General features: G+C 62.7%; 14 protein-coding genes, 1 tRNA gene and 1 pseudogene. 13 read left to right on the top strand and 3 right to left on the bottom strand.

Going from position 1 to position 15,964, the window contains the following annotated elements; translation table 11 throughout:
- Positions 1-89 precede the first annotated feature (89 nt).
- Both NKI88_RS18485 and NKI88_RS18480 read left to right on the top strand, forming a co-directional pair.
- Positions 90-992, top strand: coding sequence for a DUF1003 domain-containing protein (locus NKI88_RS18485; protein WP_352656497.1), 903 nt, complete (start codon positions 90-92; stop codon positions 990-992).
- A 162-nt stretch (positions 993-1,154) separates the two neighbouring features.
- Positions 1,155-1,231 (top strand) — tRNA-Arg (locus tag NKI88_RS18480).
- Positions 1,232-1,269: 38 nt separating this feature from the next.
- Here the strand turns inward: NKI88_RS18480 and NKI88_RS18475 are convergent.
- Positions 1,270-2,456: pseudogene (locus tag NKI88_RS18475) on the bottom strand (helix-turn-helix domain-containing protein).
- Between NKI88_RS18475 and NKI88_RS18470 the strand changes: the two are divergent.
- The 10 genes from NKI88_RS18470 (at position 2,410) to NKI88_RS18425 (ending at position 12,542) form a co-directional block, all read left to right on the top strand.
- Positions 2,410-3,057 (top strand): acylphosphatase, encoded by a 648-nt coding sequence (locus NKI88_RS18470; RefSeq protein ID WP_352656495.1) that lies wholly within the window; start codon positions 2,410-2,412, stop codon positions 3,055-3,057. The pseudogene NKI88_RS18475 and the gene NKI88_RS18470 sit on opposite strands and share 47 nt — an antisense overlap.
- Positions 3,058-3,214: 157 nt before the next feature.
- Positions 3,215-3,868 (top strand): Rieske 2Fe-2S domain-containing protein, encoded by a 654-nt coding sequence (locus NKI88_RS18465; protein WP_352656493.1) that lies wholly within the window; start codon positions 3,215-3,217, stop codon positions 3,866-3,868.
- Positions 3,865-4,710 (top strand): aromatic ring-hydroxylating dioxygenase subunit alpha, encoded by an 846-nt coding sequence (locus NKI88_RS18460; RefSeq protein ID WP_352656491.1) that lies wholly within the window; start codon positions 3,865-3,867, stop codon positions 4,708-4,710. Before NKI88_RS18465 ends, NKI88_RS18460 begins: the two co-directional genes overlap by 4 nt.
- Complete coding sequence (locus NKI88_RS18455) at positions 4,707-5,366, top strand: glutathione S-transferase family protein (protein WP_023699368.1); 660 nt, start codon at positions 4,707-4,709, stop codon at positions 5,364-5,366. Before NKI88_RS18460 ends, NKI88_RS18455 begins: the two co-directional genes overlap by 4 nt.
- Before the next feature lies 1 nt (position 5,367).
- Positions 5,368-6,747: an amidohydrolase gene (locus NKI88_RS18450; RefSeq protein WP_023689144.1), complete on the top strand. Its 1,380-nt coding sequence runs from the start codon at positions 5,368-5,370 to the stop codon at positions 6,745-6,747.
- A gap of 26 nt (positions 6,748-6,773) precedes the next feature.
- Positions 6,774-7,871: a BMP family ABC transporter substrate-binding protein gene (locus NKI88_RS18445; protein ID WP_196813867.1), complete on the top strand. Its 1,098-nt coding sequence runs from the start codon at positions 6,774-6,776 to the stop codon at positions 7,869-7,871.
- Positions 7,872-7,874: 3 nt separating this feature from the next.
- Positions 7,875-9,398, top strand: coding sequence for an ABC transporter ATP-binding protein (locus NKI88_RS18440; protein WP_023699370.1), 1,524 nt, complete (start codon positions 7,875-7,877; stop codon positions 9,396-9,398).
- The gene (locus NKI88_RS18435; RefSeq protein WP_023816009.1) at positions 9,395-10,495 is read left to right on the top strand and encodes an ABC transporter permease; all 1,101 of its coding nucleotides are present in this window, start codon (positions 9,395-9,397) and stop codon (positions 10,493-10,495) included. The genes NKI88_RS18440 and NKI88_RS18435 overlap by 4 nt, the downstream gene beginning before the upstream one ends.
- Entirely contained in the window at positions 10,492-11,403 is a 912-nt protein-coding gene (locus tag NKI88_RS18430; protein ID WP_023699372.1) for an ABC transporter permease, read from the top strand. The genes NKI88_RS18435 and NKI88_RS18430 overlap by 4 nt, the downstream gene beginning before the upstream one ends.
- 545 nt (positions 11,404-11,948) lie before the next feature.
- Positions 11,949-12,542, top strand: a complete 594-nt coding sequence (locus NKI88_RS18425) for a hypothetical protein (RefSeq protein WP_352656488.1) — start codon at positions 11,949-11,951, stop codon at positions 12,540-12,542.
- Positions 12,543-12,900: 358 nt separating this feature from the next.
- Here NKI88_RS18425 and NKI88_RS18420 read toward each other — a convergent pair whose 3' ends face one another.
- Both NKI88_RS18420 and NKI88_RS18415 read right to left on the bottom strand, forming a co-directional pair.
- Positions 12,901-13,155, bottom strand: coding sequence for a hypothetical protein (locus NKI88_RS18420; RefSeq protein ID WP_198022651.1), 255 nt, complete (start codon positions 13,153-13,155; stop codon positions 12,901-12,903).
- Positions 13,156-13,301: 146 nt separating this feature from the next.
- Positions 13,302-14,405: a LacI family DNA-binding transcriptional regulator gene (locus NKI88_RS18415; RefSeq protein WP_031198361.1), complete on the bottom strand. Its 1,104-nt coding sequence runs from the start codon at positions 14,403-14,405 to the stop codon at positions 13,302-13,304.
- Between the two features lie 580 nt (positions 14,406-14,985).
- Between NKI88_RS18415 and NKI88_RS18410 the strand changes: the two genes are divergently transcribed.
- Positions 14,986-15,948, top strand: a complete 963-nt coding sequence (locus tag NKI88_RS18410; protein ID WP_023672352.1) for a sugar-binding protein — start codon at positions 14,986-14,988, stop codon at positions 15,946-15,948.
- Positions 15,949-15,964: the final 16 nt, after the last annotated feature.

Raw genomic sequence — 15,964 nt, 5'->3', positions numbered from 1 at the left:
AGCATGCACAAGCCCCCAATCTTCACCGCCACAGTGGCTATGGCGTGCCGGCTTGGCGTATCGTGGGCGCGACAGCAGGAGCCGGCATCATGAGCCCAAAACCATCCGAACAGGCCGCCAATGAAAACGACAGCGGCGGCGAGTATTTCGAGGCGCCGACCGACCACGACGCCGAGCTGGCGACCGACGAGGCGCTGGAAGCGCCCGATGTGCCGGACTCCGAACCCCATGGCCGCCTGAAGCCGAAGCGAAAACCGTCGGCGATATCAGGTAGAAAGTTTCGCAAGCGTGACCTGGTGCGCATCGACGACCTCAGGCCGAGCCTGGCCGACCGCATCCGCTCCGATCATCCCGACCTGCCGCGCGGCGCCCGCATCAGCCGGGAGGAGCTCGGCCGCTACCGCATGCGCTACATGGAGGAGCTGCTGCAGCAGGAGCATGGCGAATTCTCCGAGCTCGACCGCCAGGTGGTCGAATCGATCGCCAGGCAGGACACGATTTCGGAAAACTCGGAAGAGGAGTTCGAGGAGCACCGCTCGTTCGCCGACCGCGTCTCCGACAACATGGCGGCTTTCGGCGGCAGCTGGTGGTTCCTGATCTCGTTCGGCAGCGTGCTTGCGGTGTGGATCGGCATCAATTTGATCGCGGGCGTGAGCAGCGCCTTCGACCCCTACCCCTTCATCCTGCTCAACCTGCTGCTCTCCTGTATCGCCGCCATCCAGGCGCCGATCATCATGATGAGCCAGAGACGGACGGAGGCCAAGGACCGCCTGCGCTCGTTCAACGACTACCGGGTGAACCTGAAAGCCGAGCTGGAAGTGCGCCATTTGCACGAAAAGCTCGACTATCTGATCTCGCGCCAATGGACGCGGCTGGCCGAAATGCAGCAGATGCAGCTGGATGCGATGCACGAACTGACCGGCGCGAAGAAGGCGAAGCGGGCGCCGCGCAGGGTGCGCAGGCGGGTGGCGAAGGTGGAGGTGGCGGGGTGAGTCCCGGGCTGAGGCTGCAAGGCGGACGCGAAGTTGCCGAGCCGCGCGACGTGGCTTCGAAAATATCGCCACGCCAATTGCCCGTTGAAGCCCGCGCCGGCTTCCGCTAAGAAGCCGTGGCTGGCCGGCCTATCGGCTGGTTCGTTTTCAGGTTCCCTGAAGGCACCCGTAGCTCAGCTGGATAGAGCGCTGCCCTCCGAAGGCAGAGGTCACAGGTTCGAATCCTGTCGGGTGCGCCAGCTTACCGAGGGTCCATTCCGGACACATAGGTTACGGTTTATATCGGAGACATGGGTAACACTTTTGGCCCGAAGGGGTTTTGGAGTGGTTCGAGCCTGCATGTCTCATCATCGAAGTAGCCCAAATCATAATCCATGAAGGAAGCCAGCCAGATATGGTCCTCGACCTGTTTGATGCCGACGGTCTGGCGGCAAAGACGAGGCTGAGGTTGATCTTCTTGCGATTGTAGCAGATGCGGCCGCAGGTGGTGACGGTGACGGCCTTGTCGTGAAACGGATAATCGAGATCCGGCAGGCCGGCATAGATGCGCGGTGACGGCGTGTAGCGCTCGGCTGGACAGGCCATGTCGAGCGCCTGATGTGGGCGTTCTGAGTTGAACTCATTGATGAAGTCATCGAACCTGGCCTGCTGCTGCAGGAAATTGGCGCCAGCCGGTTTGGTGGTTTCCTTCTTGAGAGTCAGGTGCATGCGCTCATGGCGCCCGTTCTGCTGCGGACAGCCCGGCTGGATGCGCTCGATGTCGATGCCCAGGCGCAGCCACCAGACCGACAGTTTGCTGAGATTGAACAGCGCGTTTGGGCTGGCAAAGGGAACGCCGTTGTCGGTCCTGATGGCGCTGGGCAGGCCGAACTCTTTGAAAACGCTCTCGAACACCGTGAAGGCATAGGCTTCCTTGGTAGTCGACAACGCCTCGCAGGCGATGAGATAGCGGCTGGCGAAGTCGGTGATCGTCAGCGGGTAGCAATAGCGCCGATCGGCGAGCATGAACTCGCCTTTGTAGTCGGCACACCACAGATCGTTGGGCCGATAGCCGTTTGAAAGTGGTGTTCCCATCGCCCTGTTGCGCCTTCGCTTGCGGCGCTCGACCAGGCCATGGCGGTCGAGAACCGCATGCACCGTCGAGATCGCAGGCCGGTGAACGTCAGGATACAGCCGGGCCAACCGTTCGCGTATCTTTGGCGCACCCCAGGTCGGCTTGTCTTGCTTGAGGCGCACAATCAGCTTCTCGATTTGAAACGGAAGCTGATTGGCGTGGCGGTAGGGTCGGCGTGATCGATCCGTCAGCCCCTCAAGGCCACTGTCATTGTAGCGTGTGAGGATCTTGTAGCCGGTCTTGCGCGAGATATCGAACTCACGGCAAAGCACCGCCATCTTCTCGCCGTCCAGCAGCCGGGCAATGAACTTCAGCCGCTCTTCCATGACGTTACACTCCTTCCAAGGCACCTTGCTCTCCTTGCAAAGGGCCGAAAGTGTAACCCATGTCTCCGGAATGAACTGTCACCCATCTCTCGGGAAGGGCAGATGCATTACAATAGCTCAGATAACCCTAAAGAGCGTCGCGCTGAACGGATTCATGCGACGCGCTTTAAAGTCTTTGTTTAATGCATGTCGTTGTCCCACAACCTCGGCACTTCTGGGCGACATGCATGAGTGCCCGGGTCTAGGCACGGGCGATCAGTCGATATTCGGTGTTATTGGCGCGTCGATTACCACTTCCGCCCGTTCAGTCAGACGCTATGCTGCTGACCGTGACACCAAGGCGCGCGTTCCGTTCGTGATAAAGCAAAGTCAACACCGCTTGCATGAGCGGATGACCATTCGCGGCCACCTCGAACCCGCGTCCTTCCTGCCCTGGATCATGCGCCATGCGGCCAAGCTCGGTCTCGCGCACCACATCGCTCATGCAAGCACCGATCGCATCGAACTCGATATTGCCGGTGCGGCGGAACTGATCGACATGATGGAGATGGGATGTTCGCTTGGGCCCATTGAAGTCTGGGTCGAGACGATCGACCGCGCGCCTGTCGAGCAAAAAAACATATAGCTTTGCGTGTGGTTACCCTCCGTTTGCACTTAATTTAATCAATATTGCAATTGCGAAATAATTATGCATACGTCAGCCGCATCGAGCGGTTCGCCAACTCCTTGCGCCGGCATCTCTCTGGTCGGGAAACAGTAGTATCAGTACGGAAAGTAAGGTCATGCTGTCCGACAAGACGGACACCTGGGTGCCGGTCGCCCTTTCCCAGGATCTGCCAACAGGACAGCTAATGCCGGCGCGGACGCCCGCCGGTCCCATTGCCCTCTGGCGAAGCCAATCGGGGCGCTTGGCGGCATCGGCGGATCGCTGTCCGCATCGCGGCATGCGCCTCTCCCATGGCTTCGTGCGCGGCGAGGCGCTCTCCTGCATCTATCACGGCTGGACCTATTCGCAGGCCGGTCAGTGCCTGCGCATTCCTGCCCATCCCAGCCTCACGCCGCCGGAGACGATTCGCGTTGCGACCCGGTTGGTCGAAGAGGCCGGCGGGATCATCTGGGTCGCGGATGGAGAGCCTGACGGCAAGCCACCCCTTTTTGAGGGTTACGTCCCGCTCCGTTCATTGACGGCCCGCGCCGGAAGTTCGGCGCTCTTTGTCGCTGCCGGTACGAAGGCCACCGTTGAAGGATGCGTCTGGCAGGCGCCCGGCGCGCCGGCAATCCGCCTGCTGCCTATCCCGCAGGAAGCCGGCGAGACGCTGATCCACGTCCTTGTTCCAGCCGATTGCGATGCGTCCGAGCGCATCGCGGCCTCGCGAGCCGCCGAGAGCCTTCGGCGCATGGCCGAAGGGATCGAGGCGAAAGGGACTGTGCCATGATCGACGATGCGATGCGCCACGAATGGTATCCGGTCGGGCTTTTCAGCCGGCTCGACCGCTATGGGCGCGAGACCACCCTGATGGACGAGCCGATCAAGGTTGCGCTCGACGCCAATGGCGCGGCGAAAGTGACAGGCGAAAACGGGCGCGTGCTGCCGGTTTCGGTGCGCTATGGCCATATCTGGTCGTCGCTCGGCGAACCGAAGAAACCGGTCTTTCCGATTCCCGAGGCAGACCAGCCCGGGCGCCGCTTCGTCGATGTCGGCGTGGTGCGGGTGCGCTGCTCGCCGCTCCGCGCCGTCGAGAACTTCCTCGACATCGCACACTTCCCCTTCGTCCATACCGACATCCTCGGCTCGGAGCCGCATACCGAGGTCGAAAACTACAAGGTCGAGATCCGCGAGGAAGAGGACGAGGTCTGGGCGACCCAGGTGAAGTTCTACCAGCCGCAGGCGGCGAAATCCGCGAGTGGAGGTATCACGACGGAATACATGTACCGCGTGCCGGCTCCGACCTGCTCAGTCCTCTACAAGACCTGCCCGCCGCGCCCGGACGAATGGGATGTCATTGCGCTATTCGTCCAGCCGCTTGCCGAGGATCTCTGCGACGTCTGGCCATGGATGGCGCTTTTCGATGACGAGACGCCACTGACCGATCTCATCCATTTCCAGCAGACGATTTTCCTGCAGGACCGCTCGATCCTCGAAAACCAGATCCCGCGTCTTCTGCCGCTCGATCCCGGCATGGAAATCCCCACGCGCGCCGACCTGACCTCGGTCGCCTATCGCCGCTGGCTGAAGCGCCACAATTATACCTACGGCGCGCAATTGGTGGCACAATGAAGCTTTACGACTACATCCTCTCCCCAAGTTGCTACAAGGTGCGCCTGATGGCCACGCTGTCAGGTGTGAAGCTCGAAATCCGCCCGGTCGACTTCCATCCCGGCGCCGAGCATCGTGGCCCCGAGCTTATGGCGCTTAATCCGGGAGGCTCCATCCCGATCCTTGAAGACGGCGACCTGATCCTGACCGAGTCTTCCGCCATGCTTGGCTATCTCGCCGCGAAGGCAGCACCGGCCTGGCTCGGCAGCGGCGCCCCCGAGGAGACGGCGCGCATCCAGCAATGGCTTTCCTTCTCGCACAGGCTGACCGCCAACCTCGGCGGCGCGCGCCTGCATGAGATGCTGCTGCGTCCCGGTGACATCGGTGCGCTTCAGGCCAATGGCATAGCGGCACTACGTGAGCTGGAAGCCGGCCTCTTCGAACAAAAAATGCGTGGCGATCGGTTTCTCGCATCCGACCGGCCGACGATTGCCGACATTGCTTGCTTTCCCTACGTCGCGCTCGCGCCCGACGGCGGCGTTTCCCTCGATCCGTATCCCACGATCCGGCTCTGGTCGCGAGCGCTCCGCAGCCTCGACAATTTCATCGAAATGCCCGGTATCCACCGGCTGCACGAGTTGAAGCCCGAACCGCGACCCATGCTGGACGAGGCGTGAGGTGACCGGCTATCTCCTGAAGAATTGCGCAGCGGTCATCACCGACGAGGGCAGGGGTCCGAGCGTCCGGCGCAATGTCGATGTGCTGACGAATGGCCCGCAGATCGAGGCAATCGGGCAAGGCCTGCACAGAAGCGAGTTGCCGGCCGGTACTATCGTGCAGGACGCCGACGGCTGGTTCGTCTATCCCGGCCTCGTCAACACGCACCATCACTTCTTTCAGTGCTTTGTGCGCAACCGTGCCGAACTCGACTGGACGAAGCTGTCGGTCATCGAATGGCTCGACCGGATCTATCCGATCTTCTCCCGGCTCAACGAGGATTGTTTCTACCACGCCTCGATCACGGCGATGGCAGAGATGATAAAGCACGGTTGCACGACGGCCTTCGACCACCAGTACAATTTTCCGCGCCATGCCGGAAAACGGCTCATCGACCGGCAGTTCGAAGCGGCCGATCTTCTCGGCATGCGTTTCCATGCCGGCCGCGGCGGCAACACGCTGCCAAAATCGGAAGGCTCGACCATTCCAGACGAGATGCTGGAGACCACGGACGAATTCATTGCCGACTGCGCACGCCTCATCGACACTTATCACGACACCAGTCCCTTCAGCATGCGTCAGGTCGTGGTCGCTCCCTGCCAGCCGGTCAACTGCTACCGCGAGACCTTCGTGGAATCGGTTTCGCTGGCGCGTGATCGCGGGGTGCGGATGCACACCCATGTCGGCGAGGGCGAAAGCCCGATCATCGAGGCCCGCCATGGCATGCGTACGGTGGACTATCTCGAGGACCTCGGATTTGCCGGCCGAGACACTTTCTATGCCCATTGCTGGGAGCTGACGCATGACGAACTGCGGCTGATGGCGGCGAGCGGCACCGGTGTCTCGCATTGCCCTGAGCCGGTCTATCTGGTGGGCGCGGAGGTGACTGATATTCCCGCCATGTCCGCCTTTGGCCTGCGCGTCGGTCTCGGCTGCGACGGTGCTGCCTCGAACGACAATTCCAACCTCATGCACTGCATCCATTCCGCCTACATGCTGCAATGCCTGGCGGCCTCGACGCGCGCTCATCCCGTGCCTGCGCCGGTCGATTTCCTCGGCTATGCGACAACGGGCGGGGCCGCGCTTCTGGGCCGCAATGACATCGGCCGACTGTCGCCCGGCATGGCCGCCGACCTCTTCGCGATCGACACGCGCCGCATGGATTATGTCGGCACGCGCCACGATCCATTGAGCCTGATCGCCAAGGTCGGTATCGGCATGCCCACCGACATGACCATGATCAACGGCCGCATCGTCTGGGAGAAGGGTGCGTTTACCGGGCTGAACGAGGCCCGGCTTGCTGCGGACGCGGAAGCCGCCTTTGCCGCGGTGGAATTCTAACAACTTAAGACAGGGGAACTGACATGCTGAACTATCTGACCCGCAGAACTCTGATGAAGGGCCTTGCCGCGACAGGGCTTGCCGGCGCGCTTGGCAGCCGTCCCGCCTTTGCGGCCGACGAGCCGCTCGGTATCACGCTCGTGCTCCCGTCGCCGGTCGGCGATGTCGGCTGGGGCCATGCGCTCGCCGCCGGCCTCGAGCCGGTCAAGGCCGCCTACGGCGACAAGGTGAAGATCACCGTCATCGAGAACATCGCCGAAGGGCCGGACGCCGACCGGATCATGAACAAGACCGTCGCCGACGGTAACAAGTTCCTGATCGCCGGCTCATTCGGCTACCAGAATGGTGCACTACAGATCGCCCGCCGCGATCCTGGGGTCACCGTGCTGCATGCCTCCGGCTTCCAGACCGCGCCGAATTTCTCGCCCTTCGCGGCGAAGTATTTCCAGGGCACTTACCTGCTCGGCATAGCCGCCGCAGCTCTTTCCAAGACCGGCAAGCTCGGCTCCGTCTCGGCCTTCGCCATTCCGGAGCTGATCACCTCGATCAACGCATTCACGCTCGGCGCACAGACTGTAAATCCCGATGTCGAGGTATCGGTCGTCTGGGTGAACTCCTGGTTCGACCCGGCCAAGGAACAGGAAGCCGCCAAGGCGCTGATGGCACAGAACTGCGACGTGATCTTCTCGAACGCGCAGGACACACCCTCCGTGATCTCGGCCTGCGAGGAGGCTGGCGTCTATGCGTTCAACCTCAATTCGTCGATGAAGAAATATGCACCGAAGAAATATCTCGGCTGCATCGCGACGGACTGGTCGCCCTTCTTCAAGGCTTCCGTGGATGCCCATCTCGCCGGAACTTTCAAGGGCGCCAACACCTTCCTCGGCGTCGCGGAAAAGGTGGTGGAGGTCGTGGACTGGAACTCAGATATCCCAGCCGACACGATGACGAAGATCAAGGAAGTGGCGGCGAGGATCGCCGACGGCAGCTTCTCGCCCTTCACAGGTCCAATCACCAAGGCCGACGGCAGCGAAGCCGCCGCCGCCGGTGCGACGATAGCGGATCCCGAGATCGTCGCGATGGACTGGCACGTCAAGGGTGTCACCACACCACTGCCGAAGTAAGTCATGACCCCGCCCCTTCTGTCGCTCCGCGGCATCTCGAAGAGCTACGGCCAGATCCGGGCTAACGAAGCCATCGATCTGGACGTGGCGCCCCAATCGATCCATGCGATCCTCGGGGAGAATGGGGCGGGCAAATCGACGCTGATGAAGCTCATCTATGGCGTTGAACAGCCGGACGAAGGCACCGTCGTCTGGAACGGAGAGCCTCTGCGCCTTGCCTCGCCGGCTGAGGCACGGCGCAGGGGCATCGGCATGGTCTTTCAGCATTTCTCGCTGTTCGAGACGCTGACTGTCGTCGAGAACATCCAGCTCGTCGTCCCCGGCGGCAAGGCGGAGCTGGCCGGGCGCATCCGCAGCCTCGGCCAGGATTTCGGCCTTGAAGTAGATCCTCTCGCCGATGTGCACGCGCTCTCGGTCGGCGAACGGCAGCGGGTGGAGATCATCCGCTGCCTGATGACGGACCCGAAGCTGCTCATTCTCGACGAGCCGACCTCGGTCTTGCCGCCGCAGGCGGTGAAGAAGCTGTTCGACACGCTCAGGCGCCTTCGCGACCGCGGCGTGTCCATCCTGTTCATCTCCCACAAACTGGAGGAAATTCGCACGATCTGTGACCAGGCGACGGTCTTGCGTGGAGGGCGCGTTATCGGCACCGTCGACCCGCGCGACTATGATGCGCACGACCTCGCCCGGATGATGATCGGCCGCGACATGCCCGAGGTGATGCCCGCGTTGGCCATGCCCGAGGGGGAGAAGCGGCTGGAAATAATCGACATGGACTACACGCCGGACGACCCCTTTGCCACGCCGCTCTCCGGCATCAGCCTCACGGTACGATCAGGCGAGATCCTTGGCATAGCCGGAATATCGGGCAATGGCCAAGGCGAGCTTGCCGCGCTCATCTCGGGCGAAGCGATGCTGCTGAAGGAACAACGCGACCGGATCTACATGATGGGCCGCGACGTAGGCACACTCGATGCGGCCGCGCGCAGGAGATTTGGCTTCGCCTTCGTGCCCGAAGACCGGCTGGGACGCGGCGCGGTCCCTGAAATGTCGCTCGTGCTCAACACCGTTCTTACCGCCCATCCTTTCGATCTCGTGAGGCGCGGCCTCATCAACAGCGCCGGAGCGACGGCTTTCACCAGCGAATGCATCCGTCGGTACGACGTCCGCGCCTCCGGCCCGGATGCCGAAGCGGGCTCGCTGTCCGGCGGCAACTTGCAGAAATTCATCGTCGGTCGCGAGATGATGCTGTCGCCAAAACTGCTTTTCGTGGCGCAGCCAACCTGGGGTGTAGACATTGGCGCTGCATCCGCCATCAGAAGGCGGCTCATCGCGTTGCGCAACCTGGGCGTGGCGATCCTCGTAATTTCCGAGGAACTCGAGGAACTTTTCGAACTCTGCGATTTCATCCAGGTGCTCCATCATGGAATGCTGAGTCCGCCTCTGGTCACGCGGGACACGCGCCCCGAAGACATCGGCAGATACATGATCGGAGCACATGCCTCGCCAGAGAAGGTTCCTGCATGAGCGTTTGGGCCGCGCCGTTCCTCCCCGCGCTCGTCCGCCGGGAGCATGCCTCGCACGTCGCGGCCATGCTGGCCCCGGCTGTCGCGCTTGGCATGGCGATCATCCTCAATCTGGGCCTTTATGTGCTGATAGGCCGAGATCCGGCGGCCGTCCTGTACGCGATGCTTCTCGAGCCGTTCCTCTCCTGGGCATCGTTTGCGGAGGTGCTGCTGAAGGCGGGGCCCCTTCTCCTCATTGCTCAGGGGCTGGCGATCGGTTTCCGCGCAAAAGTGTTCAACATCGGCGCGGAGGGCCAGTTTATCCTGGGCGCTATTTTCGCCTCGGCGATCCCCGTCTGGTTTCCGCAGGCGACCGGGCAGTGGATCTGGCCGCTGATGCTGCTTCTCGGTGCCCTCGGCGGTGCACTTTGGGCATCTATCACCGCCTTCTGGCGCGTCAGGCTCAATGCGAACGAGATCCTGGTCTCCTTGATGCTGAGCCTCGTTGCGGCGCAAGTCCTCAACTACCTGCTGCTCGGCCCATGGAAGGACCCGGCCGGCTTCAATTTCCCACAATCCGTCATGTTTCAGAACGACGCGATGGTGCCGACCCTGATCACCGGTACCCGCGTCAACGTCTCGCTGCTCATCACACTTGCGCTCTCGCTGGTGGCCTGGGTTTTCATGCAGCGAAGCTTCATGGGGTATAAGCTCAAGGTCGGCGGCCTTGCCCCGCGCGCGGCCGGTTACGCCGGCTTCAGCGAAGGGCGTGCGATTTGGCTGTCGCTTCTGATCGGTGGCATGGCGGCGGGACTGGCAGGCGCGGCGGAAGTCGCGGGTCCGCTCGGCCAGCTGCAGCGCTCGATCTCGACCGGCTACGGTTATGCGGCCATCATTGTCGCCTATCTCGGCGGCTTGCATCCAGTCGGCATCATCTTTTCCGCGCTCTTTATGGCTGTCCTCTATATCGGCGGCGACAATGCGATGGTGTCGGCAAACCTGCCGATCGCCGCCGTCCGCGTCTTCCAAGGCAGCTTGCTGCTCGCCTATCTCGGCGCTGTGGCCTTCGTGCGCTACCGCATCGAGTGGCGCCGCCCCCATCACCTGAGCCAGCCATGAACGCCGTCGAGTTCATTATTTCGGGCATGCTCGCAGCGGCAACCCCCTTTCTCCTTGCCGCACTCGGCGAGTTGGTGGTCGAGCGCGCCGGTGTTCTTAACCTCGGCGTAGAGGGCCTGATGGCCCTCGGCGCGGTGCTCGCGTTCATCGTCGTCTACCACGGCGGTGGACACCTGCTGGGGTTCGTTGCCGCCGGCCTCGGTAGCGCCGTCCTGTCCCTCGTCTTTGCAGTGCTGGCACTCGGATTCCGGGCAAACCAGGTCGCGACAGGCCTTGCGATCGGCATTCTCGGCCAAGGCCTTTCGGCGCTGTTCGGCAAAAGCTACGAGAGCTTGACGGTGAAGGGGCTCCCGAAACTTGTCTTTCCCGGCCTCTCGGAAATCCCGGTAGTCGGCAGGCTGTTTGTCCAGGACGTCGTCGTATGGCTTTCCCTTGCCGTGACGTTTGCGATCTGGGCGATGTTTGCCTATACGAGAGTCGGCCTTGTCGTGAGGGCAATCGGCGAGAATCCCAAGGCAGCCCACGCCATCGGCCATCCGGTCATCGCTATCCGTGTCGCGGCCATAGCTTTTGGTGGCATGATGGCGGGTTTTGCCGGCGCCTATGCGGCGGCGGTGTACACGCCCCTTTGGGCGGACGGTATGATTGCCGGACGTGGCTGGATCGCGATCGCACTCGTTGTCTTTGGTACGTGGCTCGCTGGCCGCATCTTCCTGGGTGCCTGCCTCTTCGGCGCGGTTTCGCTGATGAGCCTCGCCGCCCAGGCGACCGGTCTGGACTTGCCATCGCAACTGCTTTCCAGCCTTCCCTATCTCGTTACGATCGTCGTGCTCGGTGTCATCTCGGCGGACCGCCGCTTGCTCAGGCTGAACGGTGTCGCCTCGCTTGGCGAACCCTTCGAACGTTAGCCGGGATGAAAGTGGATTTGCGAAACTCGGCGTAAGTTGAAGAGATTCGAAACGCCAGCGGACGATCGGCATCCGATCCAAAGGGCAGAAACGCCAAACGGGGCGAAGGTATGCCCGCAAGGGTAGCGCTGACGCCGTCGACTGCGAGCAGCGGAACGATGTGACGCACAACGCGCCCGACATCGGTGGAGATCGTCGCGGGTTTCTTGGGTCGTCCCCTTTCCCCAGCACGAGCCCATTCTCGAGGGTCCATTCTCCACCGCAGCCTAGGGAAGCGGCTTCGCAAGACGGCCTGAGGCATGCGCCCGGCAAATTCCCGCATGCGAGCACTCGTCCTGCCTGTCTAAGGTTCCGAGTCTAACCGCAAATCCTCGATTTTTTCCGCCAATTCCAAAATATATATTCCGGTCGCCGCAAGAAGCCATAACAACGATTCCCAATACTACCTATTCTTGCAGAAACTAAAAACGCTGCACTCGCGTAATCATATTGGTAACGGATGCTGTTCAACCTGCGTCCAGGCAACCAACACGGGGAGCGTCATTATGGATTTCTTTAAAAGTTTAACAAAGGCCTTGGCCGGTGGCGCTGTTGCCGTGGCTTTGTGCTTTCCGGCTGGCGCGGGCGGGCTCAGTGTGGGCATCGGCGGCAGCGGTGGGGTGGGCGTCTCGGTCGGCGGCAGTGGCGGCGGGCTTGGCGTCGGCGTCTCGGTCGGCGGCAGCAAGGGCGCCAATGCCGGAGCAACGGTCGGCGGCACCAGCGGCACCACCGCCAGTGTCGGCGCTACGGTTGGCGGCACCAGCGGCGTTGCGGCCGCCGTCGGCGCAACGGTGGGCACGGGCGACGGGGTCGGGGTCGGCGCAACCGTCGGCAGCGGTGTCGGGGTCGGCGCCGGTGTCGGGGTGGGCAATGGGGTGACGGCCGGGGTCGGGGTCGGCATTGGCGCACCGACCGCGCCCACCAGCCCTCGGGATCCCAACACGCCGGCGGTGCCGACGCGACCGGCGGTGGTTGCCATCAGCGCCATGTCGGCCGGCCAGATCGCCAAGATGAAGAAACGCTGCGCCAGCGTGCTCAGCGGCAAGGGCACCTACGACCGGGACCTGAAGGAGCTCTGCCGGATATTGGCGCGGCGCTGAGTACCGCAACATCGCATGTGCCGTGGGGCATCAGTCTCTCAGCCAGCCCCAATGCCGCAAGGTGGCGGGCATTCTTAGGGAGAGAGCTTTGCCGAGCGGTTCAGCGTTTCGCGGAAAGGCGGAACCGGTCAGGCTGTGCGCTTTCATCGGCGGCATTCTGCATGGCTTGGTCACCGAGCCGAAGGAAGCGCGCCGCCCGGTTGCGGCCTTAATCTGACCTCTACCGTCCGTCCGGTCACCCGGTTGGGCCGGCTCGAAGATTCGCCTCTGGCCTTTTGTATCACCCGCTCTAGCTGCATTGTGTTAGGCTCGTCATGTTAGCCTTGTCTTGCTGATGGAGGTTTTGATGGATCGGCGATCATTCTTGACAGCATTGTTCGGCGTTGCGGGGGCCGCGGCGCTTGCTACCTCGGTTCGGCCTCTCGAGGCCGTGGCCGGGGTTCCCAATGTCGGTAACGGCATTCTCGATGAACTCGACAAGCAGGATGCCAATTCGTTTGATGACGACGAAGGCGCTGGCGATGTCGAGCAGATCTCGCATCGGCGATGGCACCATCGTCGCCACCACAGGCGGCATGTCTGGAGACGGCACTGCCGCACGTTCTGGCGGCATGGCCGGCTGCGCCGGCGCTGCTATCGCAGGCGCTCCTTCGTCGTCTTGCGGTTCTAACCGCGGCACGTTCCCGGATAGTCCCTGCCCTGAGGCGCAACCACCAAACAGACCCATCCCGATTTGCATCGGGATGGATTGGTTCAGCTTTATCCAGCCACAGCTGCCACCGACTCCCGCTCGACCAGCGGGCATTCCAGCTTGGTGATGGGATAGCGGCCGCGGCCGGCAGGCGGCGGCACTTCGAGCTGTTCGATCGCCCATTGGCCCATCGCCATGTGCGGCAGGATCGATGTCGTCAGCGGCGGGAACAGGTGACGGGCGATCTCCTCGTCGTCATAGCCGACGACGGAGATGTCCTGCGGGATGTGCAGGCCCGCCTCCTTCAGCGCTTCGTAACAGCCGATGGCCGTGCGGTCGTTCTGGCAGAAGATAGCGGTCGGACGCTCTTTCAGCGCCAAAAGCTTCACGGTCGCCGCGTAGCCGGCGCTCGCCGACCAGTCGCCCTCGACCACCAGTTCGGGATCGAACGGGATGTCGGCGGTGGCGAGCGCCCTGCGGTAGCCTTTGAGGCGGTCCTGCGCGGCCTGCATCCACGGCTCGCCGGTGATGGTGGCGATGCGGCGGTGGCCGTGGCCGATCAGATGCCGGGTCGAGTTCTGGCCGCCGGCGATCTCGGACGGCACCACGGCCGGGAAGGCATAATCGGCCGTGTAGCAGTTGAGCAGGATGACCGGGATGTCGAGGCCGTAGAGGAAGTCCGGTGCCGTGATCTCGCGGGTGAAGATGGTCATGTAGACCAGCGCCGAGATGCCGCGCCTGGTGAGCGCCGCAATGGCGCGCGGCTCCATGACGGAGTCGCCCATCGTCTGCGCCACGAGCAACACATTGCCGGCGTTCCACGACGCCTGGCGCGCGCCCTCGATGGCGACAACGGCTTCCGGGCTTGTCGCCAGCTGGTCGACAGCGAAACCGATGACACCGTCAAGTCCATCGAAGGCGGGAACAGGTTTGCGCAGCGCCGAGAAGGCGGGTGCTGCGTAGCCGAGCGAGCGCGCGGCGTCGATCACCCGCTCGCGCGTCTGCTGCGACAGCCGGATGCCGGGCGAATCGTTGAGCACGAAAGAGACGGTCGCCTGCGAGCAACCGGCTGCCCTGGCGATGTCGGTCATGGTGACGCGGCCGCCCTTGGCGGCTCTCGCCGGCGCCTTGCGCCGCTTCGCCGTGTCGTCCGGATCCCTCGTCTCGCTCATGGCATTGCGTCCCAATCCCCAGCCTGTCTAGTCGCAAGCCTGCCACACCGACAAGATGGTGTGGCGCCGTCGACCAATGGAAATAGTCGAAGGCGTTTATCTTTATTAGCAGCTTTGAAGTTCGCCGCCATGCCGCTTCGGGCCGCGTGAAATTCGAGGACTGCAAGGCATCTGCTTGCGCGAAGCCGTGCTGCACCTGTTCGGGCAAACTAGACCTAGGGCCACGCCGAGTGTCCGCGCGAGACCTCTGCTAATAGTGTTTACTAATACAAAACGACGCTGTAACGTCAATCCGCCGTGTCCGGTCAGGTGGGACCCCGTGCGGCGAGAAGTGCACGTGAATGGCCCGATGGCGAGCGGGGTTTGCCTCCGCAAGCCTGGTCTCGGACATGTGATATGTCAGACAAATCAGACTATTTACGAGCACGGGATGAGTCTCTAAAGTCCGTGATCGCGACCGACGACGCCATTCTTCAGCGCCGGGAACCCCTGAGGAGGAGGGCGTCCAAATCGCGAGCGGCAAGTCAGTGAATGCAAGATCGGTTCAGTCCGACGACTGAGCCAAAACGGGAGGTTGAACATGAAATCCTTGATACGACATGCATCCGTGGCCACCGCAGCCCTGCTGCTTGGCCTGACCGCGACAGCCATTGCGCGCGCCGACGACAAACCGACGCTGGCCTTCGTCGTCAACGGCGCTTCCGATTTCTGGAAGGCCGCCGAAGCCGGCGTCAAGAAGGCGCAGGCCGAATTGCCCGACTACAATCTCGAACTCAAATATCCCGAGCAGTCCTCGGTCGCCATCCAGCAGCGGCTGATGGACGATCTGGTGACCGCCGGCGTCAAGGGCATCATGGTCTCGGCCGTCGACCCCAAGACCTCGACCGACGGTCTGAACAAGATCGCGTCGGAAACGGCGCTGTTCACCACCGACTCCGATGCCCCGCAGACCAAGCGCGTCGCCTATATCGGCTCGTCCAATGTCGACGCCGGCAAGCAGGCGGCCGAGATCGCCAAGAAGGCGATGCCGGACGGCGGCAAGTGCCTCGGCTTCGTCGGCCTGCTCGGCGCCGACAATGCCAAGGAACGCATCCAGGGCATGAAGGACGGCCTCGCCGGCAGCAAGATCGAACTGGTGGACGTGCGCGGCGACGACATCGACCAGGCGCGCGCCAAGAAGAATGTCGAGGACGCGCTGGTCGCCAGCCCCGACATCACCTGCATGGTCGGCTTCTATTCCTACAACACGCCGCGCATCTATGAAGCGCTGCGCGACGCCGGCAAGCTCGGCTCGATCACCGTCGTCGGCTTCGATGACGATCCGATCACGCTGGGCGGCGTCAAGGAAGGCACCGTGGCGGCCACCGTCGTGCAGCAGCCCTTCGAATGGGCCTATCAGGGCATGAAGCTGATGGCCGCCTATCTCAAGGGCGACAAATCAGGCATTCCGGAAGGCGGCCTGATCATCATCCCGACCAAGATCATCGGTAAGGACGATGTCGACACCTATGCCGCCAATCTGAAGGCGATGTCCGGAAACTGAGACCACGAGCAGTTGC

The organism is Mesorhizobium sp. M0317, assembly GCF_040321555.1.
Lineage (GTDB): Bacteria > Pseudomonadota > Alphaproteobacteria > Rhizobiales > Rhizobiaceae > Mesorhizobium.
The sequence above is the reverse complement of the archived record's forward strand: the minus strand, read 5'-3'. Positions and strand labels throughout refer to the sequence as shown.

Excerpts from the sequence above, each read along its gene's own strand:
- NKI88_RS18415 (WP_031198361.1), bottom strand. The coding sequence starts at position 14,405 with ATGAGCGAGACGAGGGATCCGGACGACACGGCGAAGCGGCGCAAGGCG.
- NKI88_RS18455 (WP_023699368.1), top strand. The coding sequence starts at position 4,707 with ATGAAGCTTTACGACTACATCCTCTCCCCAAGTTGCTACAAGGTGCGC.
- NKI88_RS18435 (WP_023816009.1), top strand. The coding sequence starts at position 9,395 with ATGAGCGTTTGGGCCGCGCCGTTCCTCCCCGCGCTCGTCCGCCGGGAG.
- NKI88_RS18470 (WP_352656495.1), top strand. The coding sequence starts at position 2,410 with ATGAACTTCAGCCGCTCTTCCATGACGTTACACTCCTTCCAAGGCACC.
- NKI88_RS18465 (WP_352656493.1), top strand. The coding sequence starts at position 3,215 with ATGCTGTCCGACAAGACGGACACCTGGGTGCCGGTCGCCCTTTCCCAG.
- NKI88_RS18440 (WP_023699370.1), top strand. The coding sequence starts at position 7,875 with ATGACCCCGCCCCTTCTGTCGCTCCGCGGCATCTCGAAGAGCTACGGC.
- NKI88_RS18410 (WP_023672352.1), top strand. The coding sequence starts at position 14,986 with ATGAAATCCTTGATACGACATGCATCCGTGGCCACCGCAGCCCTGCTG.
- NKI88_RS18425 (WP_352656488.1), top strand. The coding sequence starts at position 11,949 with ATGGATTTCTTTAAAAGTTTAACAAAGGCCTTGGCCGGTGGCGCTGTT.
- NKI88_RS18485 (WP_352656497.1), top strand. The coding sequence starts at position 90 with ATGAGCCCAAAACCATCCGAACAGGCCGCCAATGAAAACGACAGCGGC.
- NKI88_RS18460 (WP_352656491.1), top strand. The coding sequence starts at position 3,865 with ATGATCGACGATGCGATGCGCCACGAATGGTATCCGGTCGGGCTTTTC.
- NKI88_RS18430 (WP_023699372.1), top strand. The coding sequence starts at position 10,492 with ATGAACGCCGTCGAGTTCATTATTTCGGGCATGCTCGCAGCGGCAACC.
- NKI88_RS18420 (WP_198022651.1), bottom strand. The coding sequence starts at position 13,155 with ATGCCGCCAGAACGTGCGGCAGTGCCGTCTCCAGACATGCCGCCTGTG.